The organism is Lysobacter sp. K5869, from assembly GCF_018847975.1.
Lineage (GTDB): Bacteria > Pseudomonadota > Gammaproteobacteria > Xanthomonadales > Xanthomonadaceae > Lysobacter.
On the sequence record NZ_CP072597.1, the window covers coordinates 3768326 to 3786832 of the forward strand.

General features: G+C 69.6%; 12 protein-coding genes. 6 read left to right on the plus strand and 6 right to left on the minus strand.

The features are described 5' to 3' along the window. Positions 1–104 precede the first annotated feature (104 nt). The 3 genes from J5226_RS16435 (at position 105) to J5226_RS16445 (ending at position 7837) form a co-directional block, all read left to right on the plus strand. A complete protein-coding gene (locus tag J5226_RS16435) occupies positions 105–1265 on the plus strand; it encodes an acyl-CoA dehydrogenase family protein (protein WP_215835512.1) in 1161 nt (386 codons plus the stop codon). A 544-nt stretch (positions 1266–1809) separates the two neighbouring features. After that, positions 1810–6669 (plus strand): NAD-glutamate dehydrogenase domain-containing protein, encoded by a 4860-nt coding sequence (locus tag J5226_RS16440; protein WP_345778206.1) that lies wholly within the window; start codon positions 1810–1812, stop codon positions 6667–6669. Positions 6670–7057: 388 nt separating this feature from the next. Then, positions 7058–7837: an NAD kinase gene (locus J5226_RS16445; RefSeq protein WP_215835514.1), complete on the plus strand. Its 780-nt coding sequence runs from the start codon at positions 7058–7060 to the stop codon at positions 7835–7837. Between the two features lie 124 nt (positions 7838–7961). Here the strand turns inward: J5226_RS16445 and J5226_RS16450 are convergent, their stop codons facing one another. Beyond that, positions 7962–9335, minus strand: coding sequence for an amino acid permease (locus J5226_RS16450; protein ID WP_215835515.1), 1374 nt, complete (start codon positions 9333–9335; stop codon positions 7962–7964). Between the two features lie 161 nt (positions 9336–9496). Between J5226_RS16450 and J5226_RS16455 the strand changes: the two genes are divergently transcribed. Further along, positions 9497–10417, plus strand: a complete 921-nt coding sequence (locus tag J5226_RS16455; protein ID WP_215835516.1) for a 5'-nucleotidase — start codon at positions 9497–9499, stop codon at positions 10415–10417. A 244-nt stretch (positions 10418–10661) separates the two neighbouring features. Here J5226_RS16455 and J5226_RS16460 read toward each other — a convergent pair whose 3' ends face one another. Further along, positions 10662–11051, minus strand: a complete 390-nt coding sequence (locus J5226_RS16460) for a lysozyme inhibitor LprI family protein (protein WP_215835517.1) — start codon at positions 11049–11051, stop codon at positions 10662–10664. Between the two features lie 325 nt (positions 11052–11376). Between J5226_RS16460 and J5226_RS16465 the strand changes: the two genes are divergently transcribed. After that, positions 11377–13434: a TonB-dependent copper receptor gene (locus J5226_RS16465; protein ID WP_215835518.1), complete on the plus strand. Its 2058-nt coding sequence runs from the start codon at positions 11377–11379 to the stop codon at positions 13432–13434. Positions 13435–13447: 13 nt separating this feature from the next. Here the strand turns inward: J5226_RS16465 and J5226_RS16470 are convergent, their stop codons facing one another. From J5226_RS16470 to attM, 4 genes are all read right to left on the minus strand, one after another. After that, positions 13448–13999: a DUF2939 domain-containing protein gene (locus J5226_RS16470; protein ID WP_215835519.1), complete on the minus strand. Its 552-nt coding sequence runs from the start codon at positions 13997–13999 to the stop codon at positions 13448–13450. Between the two features lie 282 nt (positions 14000–14281). Beyond that, complete coding sequence (locus J5226_RS16475) at positions 14282–15457, minus strand: DUF4785 domain-containing protein (RefSeq protein WP_215835520.1); 1176 nt, start codon at positions 15455–15457, stop codon at positions 14282–14284. A gap of 11 nt (positions 15458–15468) precedes the next feature. After that, on the minus strand, positions 15469–16359 hold the full coding sequence (locus tag J5226_RS16480; protein WP_215835521.1) for an alpha/beta hydrolase: 891 nt from the start codon (positions 16357–16359) through the stop codon (positions 15469–15471). Positions 16360–16670: 311 nt separating this feature from the next. Further along, positions 16671–17462, minus strand: coding sequence for an N-acyl homoserine lactonase AttM (gene attM / locus J5226_RS16485; protein ID WP_215835522.1), 792 nt, complete (start codon positions 17460–17462; stop codon positions 16671–16673). 136 nt (positions 17463–17598) lie between these two features. On the opposite strand from attM, the gene J5226_RS16490 reads away from it, so the two are divergent. Then, positions 17599–18489 (plus strand): LysR family transcriptional regulator, encoded by an 891-nt coding sequence (locus J5226_RS16490; RefSeq protein ID WP_215835523.1) that lies wholly within the window; start codon positions 17599–17601, stop codon positions 18487–18489. The last annotated feature ends 18 nt before the right edge of the window (positions 18490–18507 follow it).

Sequence of the window (18507 nt, forward strand, 5' to 3'; positions counted from 1 at the left end):
GGACGCAGAACCAACGCGCCGGTCGTTCCGGGATGCGGCGGCGCCGTTAGAGCGCCCCGCGATAGGGGGAACGGCCGCGGCGCTCAACCCAGCAGAGGTGCGACGTGGATTTTGGTTTTACCGAAGAGCAGTTGATGATCCAGGACGTGGCGCGCCGTATCGCCCAGGAGAAGATTGCTCCCAGCGCCGAGCACCATGACCAGACCGGCGAATTCCCGCTGCAGAACATCCGCACCCTCGGCGAGAACGGCCTGATGGGCATCGAGGTGCCGGCCGAGTACGGCGGCGCCGGCATGGACCCCATCGCCTACGTGCTGGCCATGGTCGAGATCGCCGCCGGCGACGCCGCGCACTCGACCATTGTCTCGGTCAACAATTCGCTGTTCTGCAACGGCATCCTCAAGTTCGGCACCGAAGCGCAGAAGCAGCTGTATGTGCGCGCGATCGCCGAAGGCCGCGAAATCGGCGCGTTCGCGCTGACCGAGCCGCAGTCGGGCTCCGACGCCACGGCCATGCGCTGCAAGGCGGTCAAGCAGGCCGACGGCAGCTTCGTCATCAACGGCAAGAAGAGCTGGATCACCTCCGGCCCGGTCGCCAAGTACATCGTGCTGTTCGCGATGACCGACCCGGACCAGGGCGCGCGCGGCATCACCGCGTTCATGATCGACACCGCCAAGCCGGGCTTCCACCGCGGCAAGACCGAGCCCAAGCTCGGCATCCGCGCCTCGGCCACCTGCGAAATCGAATTCGAAAACTACGTCGCCTCGGCCGAAGACGTGCTCGGCGAGGAAAGCCACGGCTTCAAGATCGCCATGGGCGTGCTCGACGCCGGCCGCATCGGCATCGCCAGCCAGGCCATCGGCATCGCCCGCGCCGCCTACGAGCGCACCTTGGAATACGTCAAGGAGCGCAAGGCCTTCGGCGCGCCGATCGGCACCTTCCAGATGACCCAGGCCAAGATCGCCGACATGAAGTGCAAGCTCGACGCGGCGCTGCTGCTGACCTTGCGCGCGGCGTGGCAGAAGGGCCAGGCGGAGAAGAACGGCGGCCGCTTCAGCAACGAGGCCGCCATCGCCAAGCTCACCGCTTCGGAAGCGGCGATGTGGATCGCCCATCAGGCCGTGCAGATCCACGGCGGCATGGGCTATTCCAAGGAAATGCCGCTGGAGCGCTACTTCCGCGACGCCAAGATCACCGAAATCTACGAAGGCACCAGCGAGATCCAGCGGCTGGTCATCGCCCGCAACGAAACCGGCCTGCGCTGATCCACCCCTCACGATGAAACGTTTCGGCTCGTCCCGGCCCACCGCCTGTCCTGAGGACGGCGGCAATGGCCTGCGCGCTGCAAAACACGTCGTCGGCGCCGCGCTCCATGCCGGCCCGCGCTCCGTCCTTCGGGACGGCGCGCGCGGCCGCGCCGCGGCCTCGCTCGACTACGGCGCCGGCGCTTTTGCCGCCGTACGACTCCCGCTCCATCCGCCGCAATAACCTTTCTCTTGGCCCGCGCGCAAGCGTGGGCCTCATTCCATCCGGACCTCAAACGTTCCCATGAGCAGCAAACCCAAAGCTTCCAAGTCCGAACCCGCCAAACCGGCCGCGAAGGCCGTCAAGCCGGCTTCTGCCAAGCAAGCCACGGCCCGCGCCGCCGCCAAGCCGGCGAGCAAGTCCGCCGCCAAGTCGCCCGCCGCGAAATCCGCCGCCGCCAAGCCCGCCGCCAAGCCCGCCGCGGCCAAGTCCGCCAGCCGCGCGCCGCATTCGGCGCCGCCGGTGGACGCGCAGGCGGTGGACCTGCGTCCGATCGTCGAGGCCATGCGCAAGCGCCTGCCCAAGGCGCGCCATGCCGAGGCCGAGGCCTTCGCCCAGGCGTTCTACAAGCGCATGAGCAGCGACGAGATGCCGCAGCACGCGGCCGACGGCTGGGCCGCGCTGGCCGCCGACTTCCTCGACTTCGCCCGCGACCGCAAGCCGGGCAATGCGCTGGTGCGCCTGTTCAACCCGCAGCTCAAGAGCCACGGCTGGGAATCGCCGCACACCGTGCTGCAGATCGCCAACGACGACATGCCGTTCCTGGTCGACTCGGTGACCATGGCCCTGGCCGACCAGGGCGTCGGCGTGCACGTGCTCGGCCACCCGGTGGTGGCGTTCCAGCGCGACAAGGCCGGCAAGCTGCTGGCGGTGGGCGAGGGCCAGTCCGAATCGCTGATGCACCTGGAGCTCGACCGGCAGACGCCGGAAGCGATGGCGCAGATCAAGCAGGCGCTGGACACCGTGCTCAGCGACGTGCGCGCGATCGTGCGCGACTGGTCGCAGATGCGCGACAAGATGAACCAAGTCGCCGACGAGCTGCCGGCGCAGTCGATGCCGATCGGCGAAGAGGGCAAGCGCGAGGCGCAGGCGTTCCTGCACTGGGCCGCCGACAACCACTTCACCTTCCTGGGCTACCGCGAATACGAAGTGACCCAGCAGGGCGGCGAAGGCGTGCTGCGCGCGGTCAAGGACAGCGGCCTGGGCCTGCTGCGCGGCAAGTCGCCGGGCAAGCCGCGCGCGCTGACCTCGCTGGCGGCGCACTACATGCCGCAGTCGGGTTCGGTCGATGCGCTGATCCTGACCAAGACCAACGCGCGCTCGACCGTGCACCGTCCGGGCTACATGGACTACATCGGCGTGCTGAGCTTCGACGCCCAGGGCCGTCCGACCGCGGAGAAGCGCTTCCTCGGCCTGTATACCTCCAGCGCCTACAACCGCCGCCCGTGGGACATCCCGCTGGTGCGCCAGCGTCATAACTACGTGATGCAGCAGTCGGGGCTGGCCTCCGACAGCCACAGCGGCAAGGCCTTGCGCCACGTGCTGGAAACCCTGCCGCGCGACGAACTGTTCCAGTCCGGCGAGGAAGAACTGCTCAAGACCACCTCGGGCATCCTCGGCCTGCAGGAGCGCGTGCGCAGCAAGCTGTTCCTGCGCCGCGACCGCTACGGCCGCTATTTCTCGGTGCTGGTCTACATCCCGCGCGAACGCTTCAACACCGACGTGCGCCTGCGCGTGGAAGCGATGCTCAAGGACAAGCTGCACGGCGAGCACGTCGACACCACCGTGCACATCGGCGAATCGCCGCTGGCCCAGGTGCATCTGATCGTGCGGCCGAAGTCGGGCGAGGCGGTCGAGGTCGACAACGCCGCGATCGAGGCCGAGCTGACCGAAATCGTGCGCAATCGCCAGGACGACCTGCGCGAAGCGCTGGTGCGCAACAACGGCGAGCAGCAGGGTCTGGTGCTGGCCAACCGCTACGGCCGGATCCTGCCGGCGGGCTACATCGAGGAAGTGTCCGCGCCGGTCGCCGCGCAGGACATCGCCCATCTGGCCGCGCTGAGCGGCCCGGAAGACCTGCGCCTGAGCCTGTGCCGGACCCGTCCGGGCGAGGGCGGCCTGCGCTTCAAGTTCTACCGCCAGCTCGACGACATCCCGCTGTCGGACGCGCTGCCGATGATGGAGAACATGGGCCTGCGGGTGATCTCCGAACACCCCTACCGCCTCAGCGTCGACGGCCAGCCGGTCTACATCCAGGACTTCGAGGTCGAAACCTCGAACAACGACATCGACGTCGACCGCCTGGACGAAAACTTCGAGGACGCCTTCGCCCAGATCTGGCGCGGCAACGCCGAGAACGACGGCTTCAACCGCCTGATCCTGGCCGCCGGCCTGTCCTGGCGCCAGATCGCGATGCTGCGCGCCTACTGCAAGTACCTGCTGCAGGTCGGCGTGCCGTTCTCGCAGAGCTACGTCGAGGAAACCTTCGCCCGCTATCCGCTGCTGGCGCGCCTGCTGGTCGAACTGTTCGAAGCGCGCTTCGACCCGACCACCGGCAGCGAGAGCAAGGCCGAGATCAAGGCCGGCCAGGAGCGTTTGAAGGTCCAGTTCGACGCCCTGCACGACGGCGACGAAGCCGTGCGCGCCGCGCTCGAACCGGTGATCGCCGCCCGCGCCGGCAAGCGCGACGCCCAGGCCGAGGCCACGGTGACCGCGCTCAAGGCGCTGCTCGACCGCGTCTCCAGCCTCGACGAAGACCGCATCCTGCGCAGCTTCATCGGCGTGATCCAGGCGACGTTGCGCACCAGCTACTACCAGCGCGCCAGCGACGGTTCCGACCGCGGCTACGTCAGCTACAAGTTCGATTCGGCGCTGGTGCCGGACCTGCCCAAGCCCAAGCCCTACCGCGAAATCTTCGTCTACGGCCCGCGCGTGGAAGGCGTGCACCTGCGCTTCGGCCCGGTCGCCCGCGGCGGCCTGCGCTGGTCGGACCGCCGCGAGGACTTCCGCACCGAGGTGCTGGGTCTGGTCAAGGCGCAGATGGTCAAGAACACCGTGATCGTGCCGGTCGGCTCCAAGGGCGGCTTCTTCGCCAAGCGTCCGCCGCTGGGCGGCGACCGCGACGCGGTGCTGGCCGAGGGCATCGCCTGCTACAAGATGTTCATCAACGGCCTGCTCGACATCACCGACAACATCGTCGACGGCAAGATCGTGCCGCCGCAGAACGTGGTGCGCCACGACAACGACGATCCGTATCTGGTCGTCGCCGCCGACAAGGGCACCGCGACCTTCTCCGACATCGCCAACGGCATCGCCGCCGAGCACAAGTTCTGGCTCGACGACGCCTTCGCCTCGGGCGGTTCGGTCGGTTACGACCACAAGGGCATGGGCATCACCGCCAAGGGCGCGTGGGAATCGGTCAAGCGCCACTTCCGCGCGCTCGGCCGCGACAGCCAGACCCAGGACTTCACCGCGGTCGGCATCGGCGACATGTCCGGCGACGTGTTCGGCAACGGCATGCTGCTGAGCGAACACATCCGCCTGGTCGCCGCGTTCGACCACCGCCACATCTTCCTCGACCCGAACCCGGACGCGGCGCGCTCGTTCAAGGAACGCGACCGCATGTTCAAGCTGCCGCGTTCGAGCTGGGAGGATTACGACAAGAAGCTCATCAGCAAGGGCGGCGGCGTGTTCGCGCGCTCGGCCAAGTCGATCCCGCTGTCGGCCGAGGCTAAGGCCGCGCTGGGCATCGAAGGCAACGCCACCGCGCTGAGCCCGGCCGAACTGATGAGCGCGATCCTCAAGGCGCCGGTCGATCTGCTGTGGAACGGCGGCATCGGCACCTACGTCAAGGCGCGCAGCGAATCCAACAGCGACGTCGGCGACCGCGCCAACAACGCCCTGCGCGTCAACGGCGCGGACCTGCGCTGCAAGATGGTGGGCGAGGGCGGCAACCTGGGCCTGACCCAGCTCGGCCGCATCGAAGCCGCCCAGCACGGCGTGCTGCTCAACACCGACTTCATCGACAACTCCGCCGGCGTGGACACCTCCGACCACGAGGTGAACATCAAGATCCTGCTCAACGGGCAGGTCCAGGCGAAGAAGCTGACGCTGCCGGAGCGCAACAAGCTGCTGGCCTCGATGACGGACGAAGTCGCCGAGCTGGTGCTCAACGACAACTACCGCCAGAACCAGGCGATCAGCCTGATGGAGCGGATGAGCCTGACCCGCCTGGGCAGCAAGCTGCACTTCATCCGCACCCTGGAATCGCAGGGCTTGCTCGACCGCCAGATCGAGTTCCTGCCGTCCGACGCCGAGATCGCCGAGCGCAAGGCGCGCGGCCAGGGCCTGACCCGTCCGGAACTGTCGGTGCTGCTGTCGTACTCCAAGCTGGTCGCGTTCCAGCAGATGCTCGATTCCGACGTGCCGGAAGACCCGTACCTGTCCAAGGAACTGGTCCGCTACTTCCCGCAGCCGCTGCAGGCCAAGTACGTCAAGGCGATGGAGAACCACCGCCTGAAGCGCGAGATCATCGCCACCGCGGTGACCAACTCGACCATCAACCGGATGGGCGCGACCTTCCTGCTGCGCATGCAGGAAGACAGCGGCCGCACCCCGGGCGAGGTCGCCAAGGCCTTCACCATCACCCGCGAAACGCTGGACGCGCGCGAGCTGTGGGCGCAGATCGACGCGCTCGACGGCAAGGTCGCCGAATCGACCCAGATCGACGCCTTGCAGGTGATCTGGAACCTGCAGCGTTCCTTCACCCGCTGGCTGCTGTCGCGTCCGGGCGCGATCCCCGACATCACCACGGCGGTGGAGCGCTACCACGACGGCTTCAAGGACATCCGCGCCGGCCACGGCATCCTCGGCGACGGCGAGCGTCCGGCGCACGATGCCGCGTTCGCCGACTGGAAGGCCAAGGGCCTGCCGCAGGCGCTGGCCGCGCAGCTGGCCGCGCTGCCGTACCTGGAGCCGAGCTGCGACATCATCGAACTGGCGCGCGAGCGCAAGCTCAAGCCGGTCGACGTCGCCAAGGTCCACTTCCGCCTCGGCGAAGCGCTGCGCCTGCCGTGGCTGCAGGAGCAGATCGACGCGCTGGCCGTGGACGGCCGCTGGCACGCGGTCGCGCGCGGCGTGCTGCGCGAGGAACTGGCGACCCAGCACCGGGTCCTGGTCGGCCAGGTGCTGAAGGTGCCGGGCGCCAGCGCCGAAGCCAAGGTCAAGCAGTGGCTGAGCCGCGACGACCAGTCGCTGCGCTTCACCCTGGCGATGCTGACCGAACTGGCGGCGCAGAAGACGCTGGACTACCCGACCGCCTCGGTCGCGGTGCAGCGTCTGTCGCAGTTGGCCGCGCGCGGCTGATCGCGGCCGCTCGGTAACGACGCGAACCCCCGCCGGAAACGGCGGGGGTTTTTCGTATGTGGGTATCCCCCGTTGTAGGAGCGGCGTGAGCCGCGACCAACCGCAGCGATGAACGTAAGCGCAGCCCCCGAAGTCACCGAAAAACGGATTAGCGCTTGCCTAGCGCTCGCAGAACCCGGGCTGCGGACGGAGCGCTCGCGAACACCGCTGCGGTTGGTCGCGGCTCACGCCGCTCCTACAGTCAGAGCCAGCCGCAACGCCGCGATCGGGCAAAAACGCGACCGTGTCGCGAACCGACCACGCACCGCGACACGCCGCGTTCCGCCGCCGCGACACGAATCCCCCGCGCCGGCCGGGTTATGCTGACGCGATCCTCCCGGAGCCGCCGATGACCGCGACGCCCCGCATCGCCTTTCTCGCCAGCCACACCGACGACGCCCAGCGCGCGCTCGCCGAGCTCAGCGGCCGCCACGGCCAATGCGAGCCGGCCGAGGCCGACATCCTGGTCGCGCTCGGCGGCGACGGCTTCATGCTGCAGACCCTGCACCGCCACGGCGCGCTCGGCAAACCCGTGTACGGGATGAAGCTGGGCACGGTCGGGTTCCTGATGAACCAGCACGCCGGCGGCGGCATCGATGTGTTCGAGCGCCTCGCCCATGCCGAACCGGCGGTGCTGCGTCCGCTGGAGATGGTGGCGCAGACCGAGTCCGGCGCCACCTTCGGCTCGCTGGCCTACAACGAGGTCTCGCTGCTGCGCCAGACCCGTCAGGCCGCGCACCTGAGCATCGACCTCAACGGCCAGACCCGCCTGGACGAACTGATCTGCGACGGCGTGCTGGTCGCCACCCCGGCCGGCAGCACCGCCTACAACTTCTCCGCGCACGGCCCGATCCTGCCGCTGGGCTCGGCGGTGATCGCCTTGACCCCGATCGCCGCGTTCCGCCCGCGGCGCTGGCGCGGCGCGCTGCTCAAGGCCGATACCGAAGTGCGCTTCTGCGTGCTCGACCCGTACAAGCGCCCGGTCAGCGCCACCGCCGACTCGCACGAAGTGCGCGACGTGGTCGAGGTCACCATCCGCGAATCGCGCGACCGCACGGTCACGCTGCTGTTCGACCCGGAGCACAACCTGGAAGAGCGGATGCTGGTGGAGCAGTTCACCAGCGGCTGACGAAGGCGCGCGGCATCGGCCGCGCGCACTTGAGAAATTACTTTAAGTTCCGGGAATTAATCCATTTAAATCAGTAGGTTATCGCCGGTTTCTGAGCTCGCGCCGCAAGCCGCGCGGGCGCCGCTCAGCCCCGCGCCCGCATCCGCCGCGCGATCTCGCTGACCGCGGCGATGCACAGGGTCAGCCCCACGGTCGAGAGCAGCTGCATGCGCGGGCCGGGCGTCATCAGCGCCAGCACGAACACCAGGGTCAGGATGCCCAGGCCGAAGTAGGTCACGTAGGGGAAGGCCCACATCTTGAACGGCAGCGCGGTGCCGTCGCGGTCGGCGCGGCGGCGCAGGATCAGCTGCGAGACCAGCGACAGGGTCCACACCAACAAACAGGTCGAACCCACCACGTTCAACAGCGCCGGCAGCACCTTGTCCGGGTACAGCAGCTCCAGCGCGGTAGCGATGAAGCCGAACGCCACGCTCGCCAGCACCGCGGCCACCGGCACCTGGCTGCGGCTCAGATGGGCGAGGAAGCGCGGCGCCTCCCGGCGCTGGGCCAGCGAATAGATCATGCGCGAGGCGCCGTAGAGGTTGGCGTTGAGCGCCGACAGCAGCGCCACCACCGCAACCAAGGTGATGGCCGTGGCCGCGCCGGGAATCCGCGCCACCTCCAACACCGCCGCGAACGGCGACTTCAGATGCTCGCTGGTCCACGGCACCACGGCGATGATGACCGCCAGCGAGCCGATGTAGAACACCAGGATGCGCCAGGCCACAGTGCGGATCGCCTGGGTGATGCTGCGCTCCGGGTCCTGGGTTTCGGCCGCGGCGACCGCGACGATCTCGGTGCCGCCGAACGCGAACACCACCACCAGCAGCGCCGCGCCGACGCCGGCCCAGCCCTTGGGCGCGAAGCCGCCGTGTTCGGTGAAATTGGACAGGCCGGGCGAGGGCACGTCGGGCAACAAGCCCAGCAGCAGCGCGGCGCCGATGGCGATGAAGGCGAGGATCGCGGCGACCTTGAGGATCGCGAACCAGAACTCGAACTCGCCGAAATTGCGCACGCCCAGCAGGTTGACCAGGGTGAAGGCGCTCATGAAGACCAGCGAGGTGGCCGCGACCGGCAGCCCCGGCCACACCGTCGCCAGCAATCCGGCCGCGCCGACCGATTCGGCCGCGACCACGATCACGATCTGCACCCACCACAGCCAGCCCAGGGTCGCGCCCGCGGTCGGGCCCATGGCGTCGGCGGCGTAGACCGAGAACGCGCCGCTGGTGGGCCGCGCCGCGGCCATTTCGCCGAGCGCGCGCATCACGATGATGATCAGCGTGCCGGCGATCAGGTACGACAGCAGCACCGCCGGCCCGGCGGTTTGCACGCCCACGCCCGAACCGAGGAACAGGCCGGCGCCGATCGCGCTGCCCAGGCCCATCATCACCAACTGGCGCGACTTGAGGGCGTGGCCGAGTTGCGGGGCGGCGGCGGGGGCGGCGGGACTGGCGGGCATGGGCGGCGGCGGACGGGGAAACGGCAAGGATAAGGGCAGAAGCAGGAGGTAGCGAATAGGAGATAGGAGATAGCGGGGCGGCTTTTGCTATCTCCTATCTCCTATTCGCTACCTTCTCGCTCACCGCTGCATCCGTCCCCTGCGCCCCCTACAATGCCCTCATGCCAGACCGTGATGCCGACCCGCTGATCGTCGCGATTTCCTCGCGCACCCTGTTCGACATGGAAGAGAGCCACTCGCTGTTCGAACGCGAGGGCATCGACGCCTATGCCGCGTTCCAGCGCGCGCGCGAGGACGACATCCTGCGGCCCGGCATCGCTTTCCCGCTGGTGCGCAAGCTGCTCGCGCTCAACCACGGCGCGCCGTCGGAGGCGCCGCGGGTCGAGGTGATCCTGATCTCGCGCAACTCCGCCGACAGCGGGCTGCGCATCTTCAATTCGATCGCCCACCACGGCCTGTCGATCAAGCGCGCGGCCTTCAGCAACGGCGCGCCGCCGTTTCCCTACATCCGTCCGTTCGGCGCCGATCTGTTCCTGTCGGCCAACGCCCAGGACGTGACCGCCGCGCTGGAAGCCGGCATCGCCGCAGCGACCCTGCTGCCGGCCGCGCCGAGCTCCAAGCTCGCCCCGCATCTGCCGCCGGACCAACTGCGCATCGCCTTCGACGGCGACGCGGTGATCTTCGACGACGAAGGCGAACGGGTCTCGCGCGAAGGCGGGCTGGCTGCGTTCGCCGAACACGAGCGCAACCACGCCGGCGAGCCGCTGTCGGGCGGGCCGTTCCGCGGCTTCCTCGACGCGCTGCACCGCTTGCAGGCGGCGTTCCCGGTCGGCCAGGACGCGCCGATCCGCACCGCGCTGGTGACCGCGCGCTCGGTGCCCGCGCACGAGCGGGTGATCCGCACGCTGCGCGAGTGGGACATCCGCCTGGACGAGGCGCTGTTCCTCGGCGGCCGCGCCAAGGGGCCGTTCCTGGAGGCGTTCGGCGCGGACATCTTCTTCGACGATTCGGAGAACAACATCGCCTCGGCGCGCGGGCATGTGGCGGCGGGGCATGTGCCGCACGGGGTCGCGAATCGTTGAGCGTTCGCGTGGTTGCGGTTGCGCCCTGTAGGAGCGGCGCGAGCCGCGACTGCGGCACTTCGACTACGCCGAAACCTTCGCAACAGGTGCATTGCCGCGGTCGCGGCTCGCGCCGCTCCTACAGGGGGCGGCCGCAACCTTCGTCGGGTGCCGAAACGACGCGAGCCACGCTTGGGGCGTGGCTCGCGCGGCGGTTGCGACGGCGCGGTCGCGGCTTACGCCGCTCCTACCTTGAACGCCTCGCTCAGTCCCAGGACTTCTTGACGATCATGTCTTCGCGGCAGGTGCCGGCCTTGCACTCGCGGGCGCGGTCGCGCAGGTACTCGGTGCGCTCGCGGTTGACGCGGTAGTTGCAGTCGACGTTGATGCTGCCCGAATTCTCGCAGCTGGCGTCGCGGTGCTTGATCCACTGCAACTGGGTGTCCTTGAGCCTGCTCTTGGCCGGTTCCTTGGCCACGCCGCGCAGGTCGTTGTAGGCGGCGTTGAGTTCCTTGTCCGACTCCAGGAACAGCTTGGCGAAGCAATAGGTCTTGTCGTAGCTGGTCCGGTACTTGTCGCACTCGCCTTGGGCGTGGGCGGCGCTGGCGCTGAGGCCGAGCAGGGCGAAGGCGAGGGCGGGGAAGATCGTTTTCATGGCGTTCCAGTCCAAGTCGTGTGGCGTTGACGATCGGGGCCGGGCATGCCTGTCCGGCGGCCGCCGCGCGGGGGGCGGCGGATCGGGTGCAAGGTAGGGCGCGGCCGCGGCGAACGCAAGCCGCGCGGGCGCGGTAGCGGGACGGGCGGTCGGAGCGTCGCGCATCGCCCGAACTGCGAAAACGTGCGGCGTTCTGCCGCGGCCCGCGCCGGCCGCGCGCCTCTACCCTTACCCGCATCCCGCCGCCGCCATCGCGGCCCGCGTCGCGCCCGCGTCCGTTCCGGCCCGCCGCCGCGGCTTCCGACTTCCCTTGCGAACCCTCCCGATGACTCTGCGAACCCTGGCGCTGCGCTGCGCCGTCCTTCAAGCGCTCGGCCTGCACGGCGCGCTCGCCGCCGAGGCGCCGGCCGGGCGCGTCGATCCCGCCCAGACCCTCGACGCGGTCGTCGTCACCGCTGCGCCCGTCTCGGCGCTGACCTTCGAACTCGACCCGAAACTGCCGCGGCAGCCGGTGCCGGCCAGCGACGGCGCCGATTACCTCAAGACCGTTCCCGGCTTCACCGCGATCCGCAACGGCGGCACCAACGGCGATCCGGTGCTGCGCGGGATGTTCGGTTCGCGGCTCAACCTGCTCAGCAACGACGGCAGCATGCCCGGCGCGTGTCCAGCGCGCATGGACAACCCCCTGTCGTACGTGTCGCCGGAAACCTACGACCGCGTCGTCGTGGTCAAAGGCCCGCAGACGGTGCTGTGGGGGCCGGGCGCCTCGGCCGGCACCGTGCGTTTCGTCCGCCGCACCGAAGCGTTCGAGCGCCCCGGCGTGCGCGCGAACGGCAGCGCGCTCGGCGGTTCGTTCGGCCGCAACGATCAGCGCGTGGATATCGTCGCCGGCGCGCCGCTGGGCTTCGCCCGGCTCGCCGCCAATCGCTCCGAAGCCGACGACTACGACGACGGCAACGGCCAACCCGTGCCGTCGTCGTGGAAGAAGTGGAACGCCGACGCGAGCGTGGGCTGGACGCCCGACGCCGACACCGTGGTCGAACTCGCCGCGGGCGCCGGCGACGGCGAAGCGCGCTACGCCGGCCGCAGCATGGACGGCGCGCGCTTCAAGCGCGAGAGCTACAGCGTGCGCGCGGAGAAAAAGAACTTCGGCGGGCGCCTGAGCGCGCTGGAAGCCAACGCGTTCTACAACTACGCCGATCACGTGATGGACAACTACAGCCTGCGCGAGCCCAACCCGATGAGCGCGATGCCGATGCCGGTGGCCGCGAACGTGGACCGGCTCACCGTCGGCGGGCGCGCGGCGGCGAGCTGGCGCTGGACTTCGCTGGATCTGACCGCGGGCGTCGATGGACAGCGCAGCCGCCATCGCGAGCGCAGCGGCCTGGGCCGCGACACGTATCGGGCCGCGCCGTGGAGCGCCGATGCGCGGTTTTCCACCGTCGGCGCGTTCGCCGAGGCGACCTGGCGCGCGAGCGCGTCGAGCCGGCTCGCGTACGGCGCGCGCATCGACCGCGCGCGCGTCGAGGACCAGCGCGCGACCGCGGGCATGATGGCCCTGCCCAATCCGACCTTCGGCGAAACCCGGCGCGAGAGCTTGCCCAGCGGCTTCGTCCGCTACGAACGCGATCTGGCCGGCTCGCGCGCCGGCTGGTACGCCGGCATCGGCCACGTCGAACGCATGCCCGACTACTGGGAACTGTTTTCGCCGAACCTCGGCCCGGCCGGCGCGCCGAACGCGTTCGCCGGTATCGCGCCGGAGAAAACCACGCAGTTGGACGTGGGTTTCCAGTACAAGAGCGAGCGCGTGGATGCGTGGGTGTCGGCCTATGCCGGCCGGATCGGCGACTACATCCTGTTCGCGTATCAGCCCGGCGGGATGATGGGAACGATGAGCCGCGCGCGCAACGTGGACGCGCGCATCCGCGGCGCCGAAGCCGGCGCGGATTGGCGGCCGGCCGAACATTGGAAGCTCGGCGCGACCCTGGCCTACGCCTGGGGCGAGAACCGCAGCGACGGCGGCGCGCTGCCGCAGATGCCGCCGCTGGACGCCAAGCTGACGTTGAACTACGACGACAAACGCTGGAATTTCGGCGCCTTGCTGCGCGCCTCGGCGAAGCAGACCCGCATCGCCGTCGGCCAAGGCAACGTCACCGGACAGGACATCGGCCGCAGCCGCGGCTTCGCGGTGTTCTCGCTCAACGGCGGCTACCGCTTCAGCGACCGCGCGCGCCTGAGCGCCGGCCTGGACAACGTGTTCGACCGCGCCTACAGCGAACACCTCAACCTCGCCGGCAGCGCCGACTTCGGTTATCCCGCCGAGCCGGTAAGGATCAACGAACCGGGGCGTTCTGCGTGGGTGAAGCTCGACGTGTCCTACTGAAGCGCGGCGCGGCTCAAGGCAGCATCTTGTCCAACGGCAAGCGCACGTCGGTGACGCGCCAGCTCAAGCCGTCGCGGGTCAGCACGAACACCACCGGATCGCCGTCGGCGTTGGCGACCGTCGCGGTGAAGCGCGACGGCGATTCGAAGCGATAGCTCAGATGCTTGAGCGGCTCGGCCGGCGGCACCTGTGCGTAGGCGTCGCGGCGCGGCTCGCGCGGATCGAAGCGCTTGAGCAGGTTGCGGCCTTCCAGCACCGCGCCGATCCCGACCGGCGTGGCGATGGCGTCGACCGCGGTGCCGGCCACGCCGCTGGCGAGGTTCAGGCCGATCGCGCCGAGCAGGCTGGATTGCGTGTCCGGGCCGGCGCGGCGGACCAGGTAGTCGTCGACCTGCGCCTTCAGGCTCAAGCGCAGCGCGGCGAAGTCGACGTGCTTGGACAACTCGCCGGTGTTGCCTTCCTTGACCGCGGCGCGGATCGCGCGGACGGTCATGAACGGGCCGGCGGCGACGTAGCCGATCAGCAGCGCGGCGATCAGGACGAGGGCGGCGATCCATTTCTTCATGTGCGGCGATCCTGGGCAGAGGCCGTCAGAGTAGTCGGGTCGCGGCGCGGCGGCATGAAGGGCGGCTTAGCCTTGCTTCTTCCGTCGGCGCCGGCCGAAGGGAGCGCAAGGCCGCGACGGCGCCCCCAAAAGGGCGGATGAAGGCGCGGCCCTCATCCAACCCCCATTCCGGCCCGACGTTCGGGCCTTCGGCGCTGCGCGAGCCGATGGCTCGCGAGCGCAGCCCTCACCCGCGTCGCGGGGAGGGGACTTCCAGCGAATCGCTCGCTATGCGACGTCCGATCAGCGTCCGACCCGAGCCACCCGCTGCCGCCGCTCGATCGGCGCCAACCGGCTCTGATCGTTGAGCTCGACATCGCGCAACTCGAACGGCGCGCCATAGCCCTTGGGCAGTTGCGCGCGGTCGAACGCGAGCTCGATCCGCGCCGCGCCGCCGTCGACCCACTGCGCGCTGTGCGCGATCATCACCGGCCGCAACTGGCGCTGGGCGTCGCTCGCGTACAGCGTGCCGCGCACCTCGTAGCGTCCCGGCGAGGCGGCGCGCAGCGGCAGGGCGAAGCTCAGCGCGCGCGCGTCGAAGGCATAGGCGCCGTCGAGCTTGGCGGTGGGCTGGGCCACGGCCAGCGCGGTGCGCGCGTCGCGCTGGACGGTGCCGTCGCCGGCGAACACCTGCACTTCCCACAGGCCCGCCGGTTCGTCGCCGGCGTCGCGCGGCAGCGGCACCGCGCCGCGCAGCTTGCCGTCGCCGCCGGCCTTCAGCGTCAGCGGCCAGCTGCGTCCGGACGGCGCCACCAGCAGCGCGCCGCCTTCGGTCTTGAGCGCGCTCTTGCCGCGCTGCAGATCGACTTCGATCTCGCGCGAGCCGCCGGCCAGCGCATGGTCGCGGTTCAAGCGCGCGAACAGGCGCACGTCGCTGTTGGGCTCGAACACGTGCACGACGTAGCGGCCGCGCGCCTGCGCGACCTGCACCGCGTACGGCCCGGGCGCGGCGTCGGCGGCGAGCTGCACCGCCGCGGTGCCGGCGCCGACCGCGAGCCCGGCGGCCTGCAACTGTTCGGCGCCGGTGCGCTTGAGCGCGCCGACGGGTTGGCCGGCGCGGGTGATGCGCACCGAGTCGGCGGCGACCTGCGCGGCGCCGGCGACCGGGCTGACCCGGATCAACGCGCCCGGCGCGCTGGTGGCGACCTGCAGTCCGCGCTGCAGCGCGGCGCCGTCGGTTTCCTGCCAGTACTCGCGGCTTTCCACCGCTTCGGGCGCGGGATCGGCGACGAGCGCGGCGTGCGGATCCAGCGCCCAGGAGAAGCGCACCGGCGCGCGTTCGGCCGCGGCCTTGGGCGCGGCGACGACCGCCAGGCGCTGCGGGATCTGATCGTTCTTGGCCGCTGGCAGCATCGGCGCGTCGGCGGCGTTGGCGTGGCCCGCGGCGACGAGCAGGGCGAGGGACAGAATCGTTCGCATGGTCGGCGTCCTCACGGGGTCATGTCGTTGCGCAGGATGGTGTTGAGGTTGAAGCAAGCGCGCCGGCTCTGGTTGTGGCTCAGCGGCTCGGCGTCGGCGGTGCGCTGCTTGTCCTGGAACCACACCGTGCCCGCGGCCGATTGGCTGGTGCAGTTGAGGAAGCCGTCGGAGCAGCTGTTCAACCAGTTCTGCGTGGTCTCCAACCCGACGTTCTCGGTGTAGCCGCCGCAGTAGCTGTCGCTGTCGAACGGCGAGGAATCGACATCGGTGCCGACCACGCTGCGGAACGGCTTGGGCAGCGCGGGACGGCCGGCGGTGCCGTAGAGATTGTTGGCGTTGTAGGTCGCCATCCAGCTGACCTGCTGCATCTTCACCGCGTCGGACTTGTAGCCCAGCAGCCAGCCCACCGCCTGCTCGAAGGCGTTGCCGTTCATCGCCGCGTCGGCCAGCGGCGTGCCGGCGGAGGAGGGCGCCAGCGCGTTGACCCGCACGATCTTGGAAATGATGTTCGGATAGCGGCTGTCGTAGGTCGGGTTGGACATGATCCAGCGCATCACGTTGCCGCCGTTGGAGTGGGTGATCACGATCATCTGCGTGATGCCCTTGGCGTTGATGAAATCGGTGAGCTGCTGGGCCAGGCAACCGGCGGCGCGGCTGTCCCACATGTATTGCTCGAAATCGCAATTGACCACGACGTAGTTGGCCGGATTGGCGAGGCCTTGGCGCACGCTGTCGACCATCGTCGGCTGCCAATAGTCCTGATACGCGTTGGTTTGGCTGCCGGTGCCGTGGACGAAGGCGACGCCGGTGACGGCGCCGGCGGCGAACGGCGCGAGCGCCAAGGACGCGGCGACGAGCAACGCGGCGGCGCGCGGCCGCGGCGTGGTGCGGTGTTGGTGCATGACCTCTCCCCGATGGGCCGCGGACGCGATCCCGGCGCGTTCCTCGCGCCCGTCCCCGGTCGATGTGGCCGCGCGCTCCTGCGCGGCGATCGCCACGAGCATACGTTCGCGAATGTTGCTGTCATGCGGCGTTGCGGCATGCCGATGGGCGGAAACGTGATCGGGTTCTGCGCGTGTGCGGAAGCGGCGCACAATTGGCGAAAGCGCGAACGCAAGTGGGCGACGCGCGCCATCGCGCTGCGGCGAACGCGATGGCGGCGCAGCGACGGGCCGGCGCACGCATCGCGTCCGCGCGGCGTTCTTCCGCGGCCTCAGTCGTAGTAGGCCGGCGCGAGCTTGAAGGTCTTCCACACGTCTGGATCGTGCCCCGGCACCAAGGTCGCTCCGTTGCGCTCGGCCAGCGCGCGCAGCTTGCGCACCGAGCGCACCGCATCGACCACCGAGGCGACGAAGCCGGGCAGGGCCTTTTCGTTCCAGTGATCCATCGTGTAGACGGCGTCGCCGGCCAGCAGCATCGGGCCGCTGTGTTCCAGCGTGACCAACACCGACTGATGGCCGAGCGTATGCCCCGGCGTGAACACCGTGCGCAGCACTCCGTCGCCGTACAAGTCGAACGGGTCGCCGGCTTCGCCTTCGAGCAGCTGCCAACGCAGTCCCGAGCGATCGAAATCCTTGCGTGCATAAGCGCCGGCGGCGAACCAGTCGGGGGCGAAGGCGTACTCGTACTCGCGCCGCTGGACGAGGTGGGTGGCGTTCGGAAAACGGCCGACGGCGCCGCTGTGATCGGAGTGCAGGTGCGAGAGCACGACGTAGCGGATGTCCTCGGGCGCCAGCCCCAACGCCGCCAGTTGCGCGATGCAGCCTTGCTCCGGGCGCATCACCGGCCGGTAGGCGTCGACCGCGTCGCCCCAATAAGCGCGCGGATCGGCCAGCCCTTCGGCGGCGAGGCCGCCGTCGACGACGACGTTGCCCTTGGGGTGGATCAGCAGGAACCACGGCACCGGAATTTCGAAGTCCGCGCCGCAGCCTTGATTCATCTTGATGTCGTGGACCTTGCACTGTTGGCTGCCGGATTGCAGCAAGTAAAGCCTGATATCGTTCATGTGGGTTTCCGCCGATGAGCTGAAGTCCGCGCCGCGCGTGGTCGCGACGGCGATGCGCGAATTCTCATGAGCGCGCTCCGGCTCCGGTAGGCCGCGCGCTCCGTTTTCACCTATCGGAACGAGCGATAGATCGGCTATGGACTATTTGGCGGCGATGCGGGTGTTCGTGCGCGTGGTCGAGCGCGGCAGCATGTCGGCGGCGGCGCGCGACCTGGGCATCGGCCAGCCCGCGGTGAGCGAACGGATCGAGCGGCTGGAAGCGCAGCTGGGCGCGCGCCTGTTGCGGCGGAACACGCGCTCGATTTCGCTGACCGACGCCGGCGCCGGATTCTACGAACGCAGCAAGGCCGCGATCGAAGCGGCGGACGAGGCCTTGCGCGAGGTGCGCAAGGATTTGCCGCTGCGCGGCAGCGTGCGCATCGCCGCGCCGCACGGGCTGGGCGAGACGGTGTTGCCGGCGCTGTTGCTGCGCTTGCGCCGGGAGTGCCCGCAGTTGCGGATCGATCTGGTGCTCAACGACCGCGTGGTCGATCCGGTCACCGAGGGCGTGGACGTGTCGCTGCGCCTGGGCGGCCCGGGCGAGGGCCACTTCGTCGCGCGCAAGCTCGGCCACGTGCGCCGCGTTTTGGTGGCGTCGCCCGACTATCTCGAACGGCACGGCGAGCCGGCGACGCCGGACGATCTGGTGCGGCATCCGTTCGCGCGCGTCTCGGGCTTGTTCAACAACGGCCGGCTGACGCTGCGCACGGCGCAGCGGCGCACGGTCGCGGCCGTGATCGATACCGTGCTGAGCGTGAGCCATGGTCGGCCGCTGCACGCGCTGTTGCTCGGCGGCGCGGCGATCGGCGTGCTGCAGGAGCCGGTCTGCCGCGAGGATCTGGCGGCCGGGCGATTGCGCAGGGTGCTGCCGGAATTCGCCGTGCCCGGCTTCGATCTGCATGTGCTGTACGGCGCGGACAAGCCGGCGCCGCAGCGGATCAAGACGGTCGTGGCGCTGTTGCAGAAGGAATTGCCGGCGCTCGTATGACCCGGGCGTCCGCCGGTG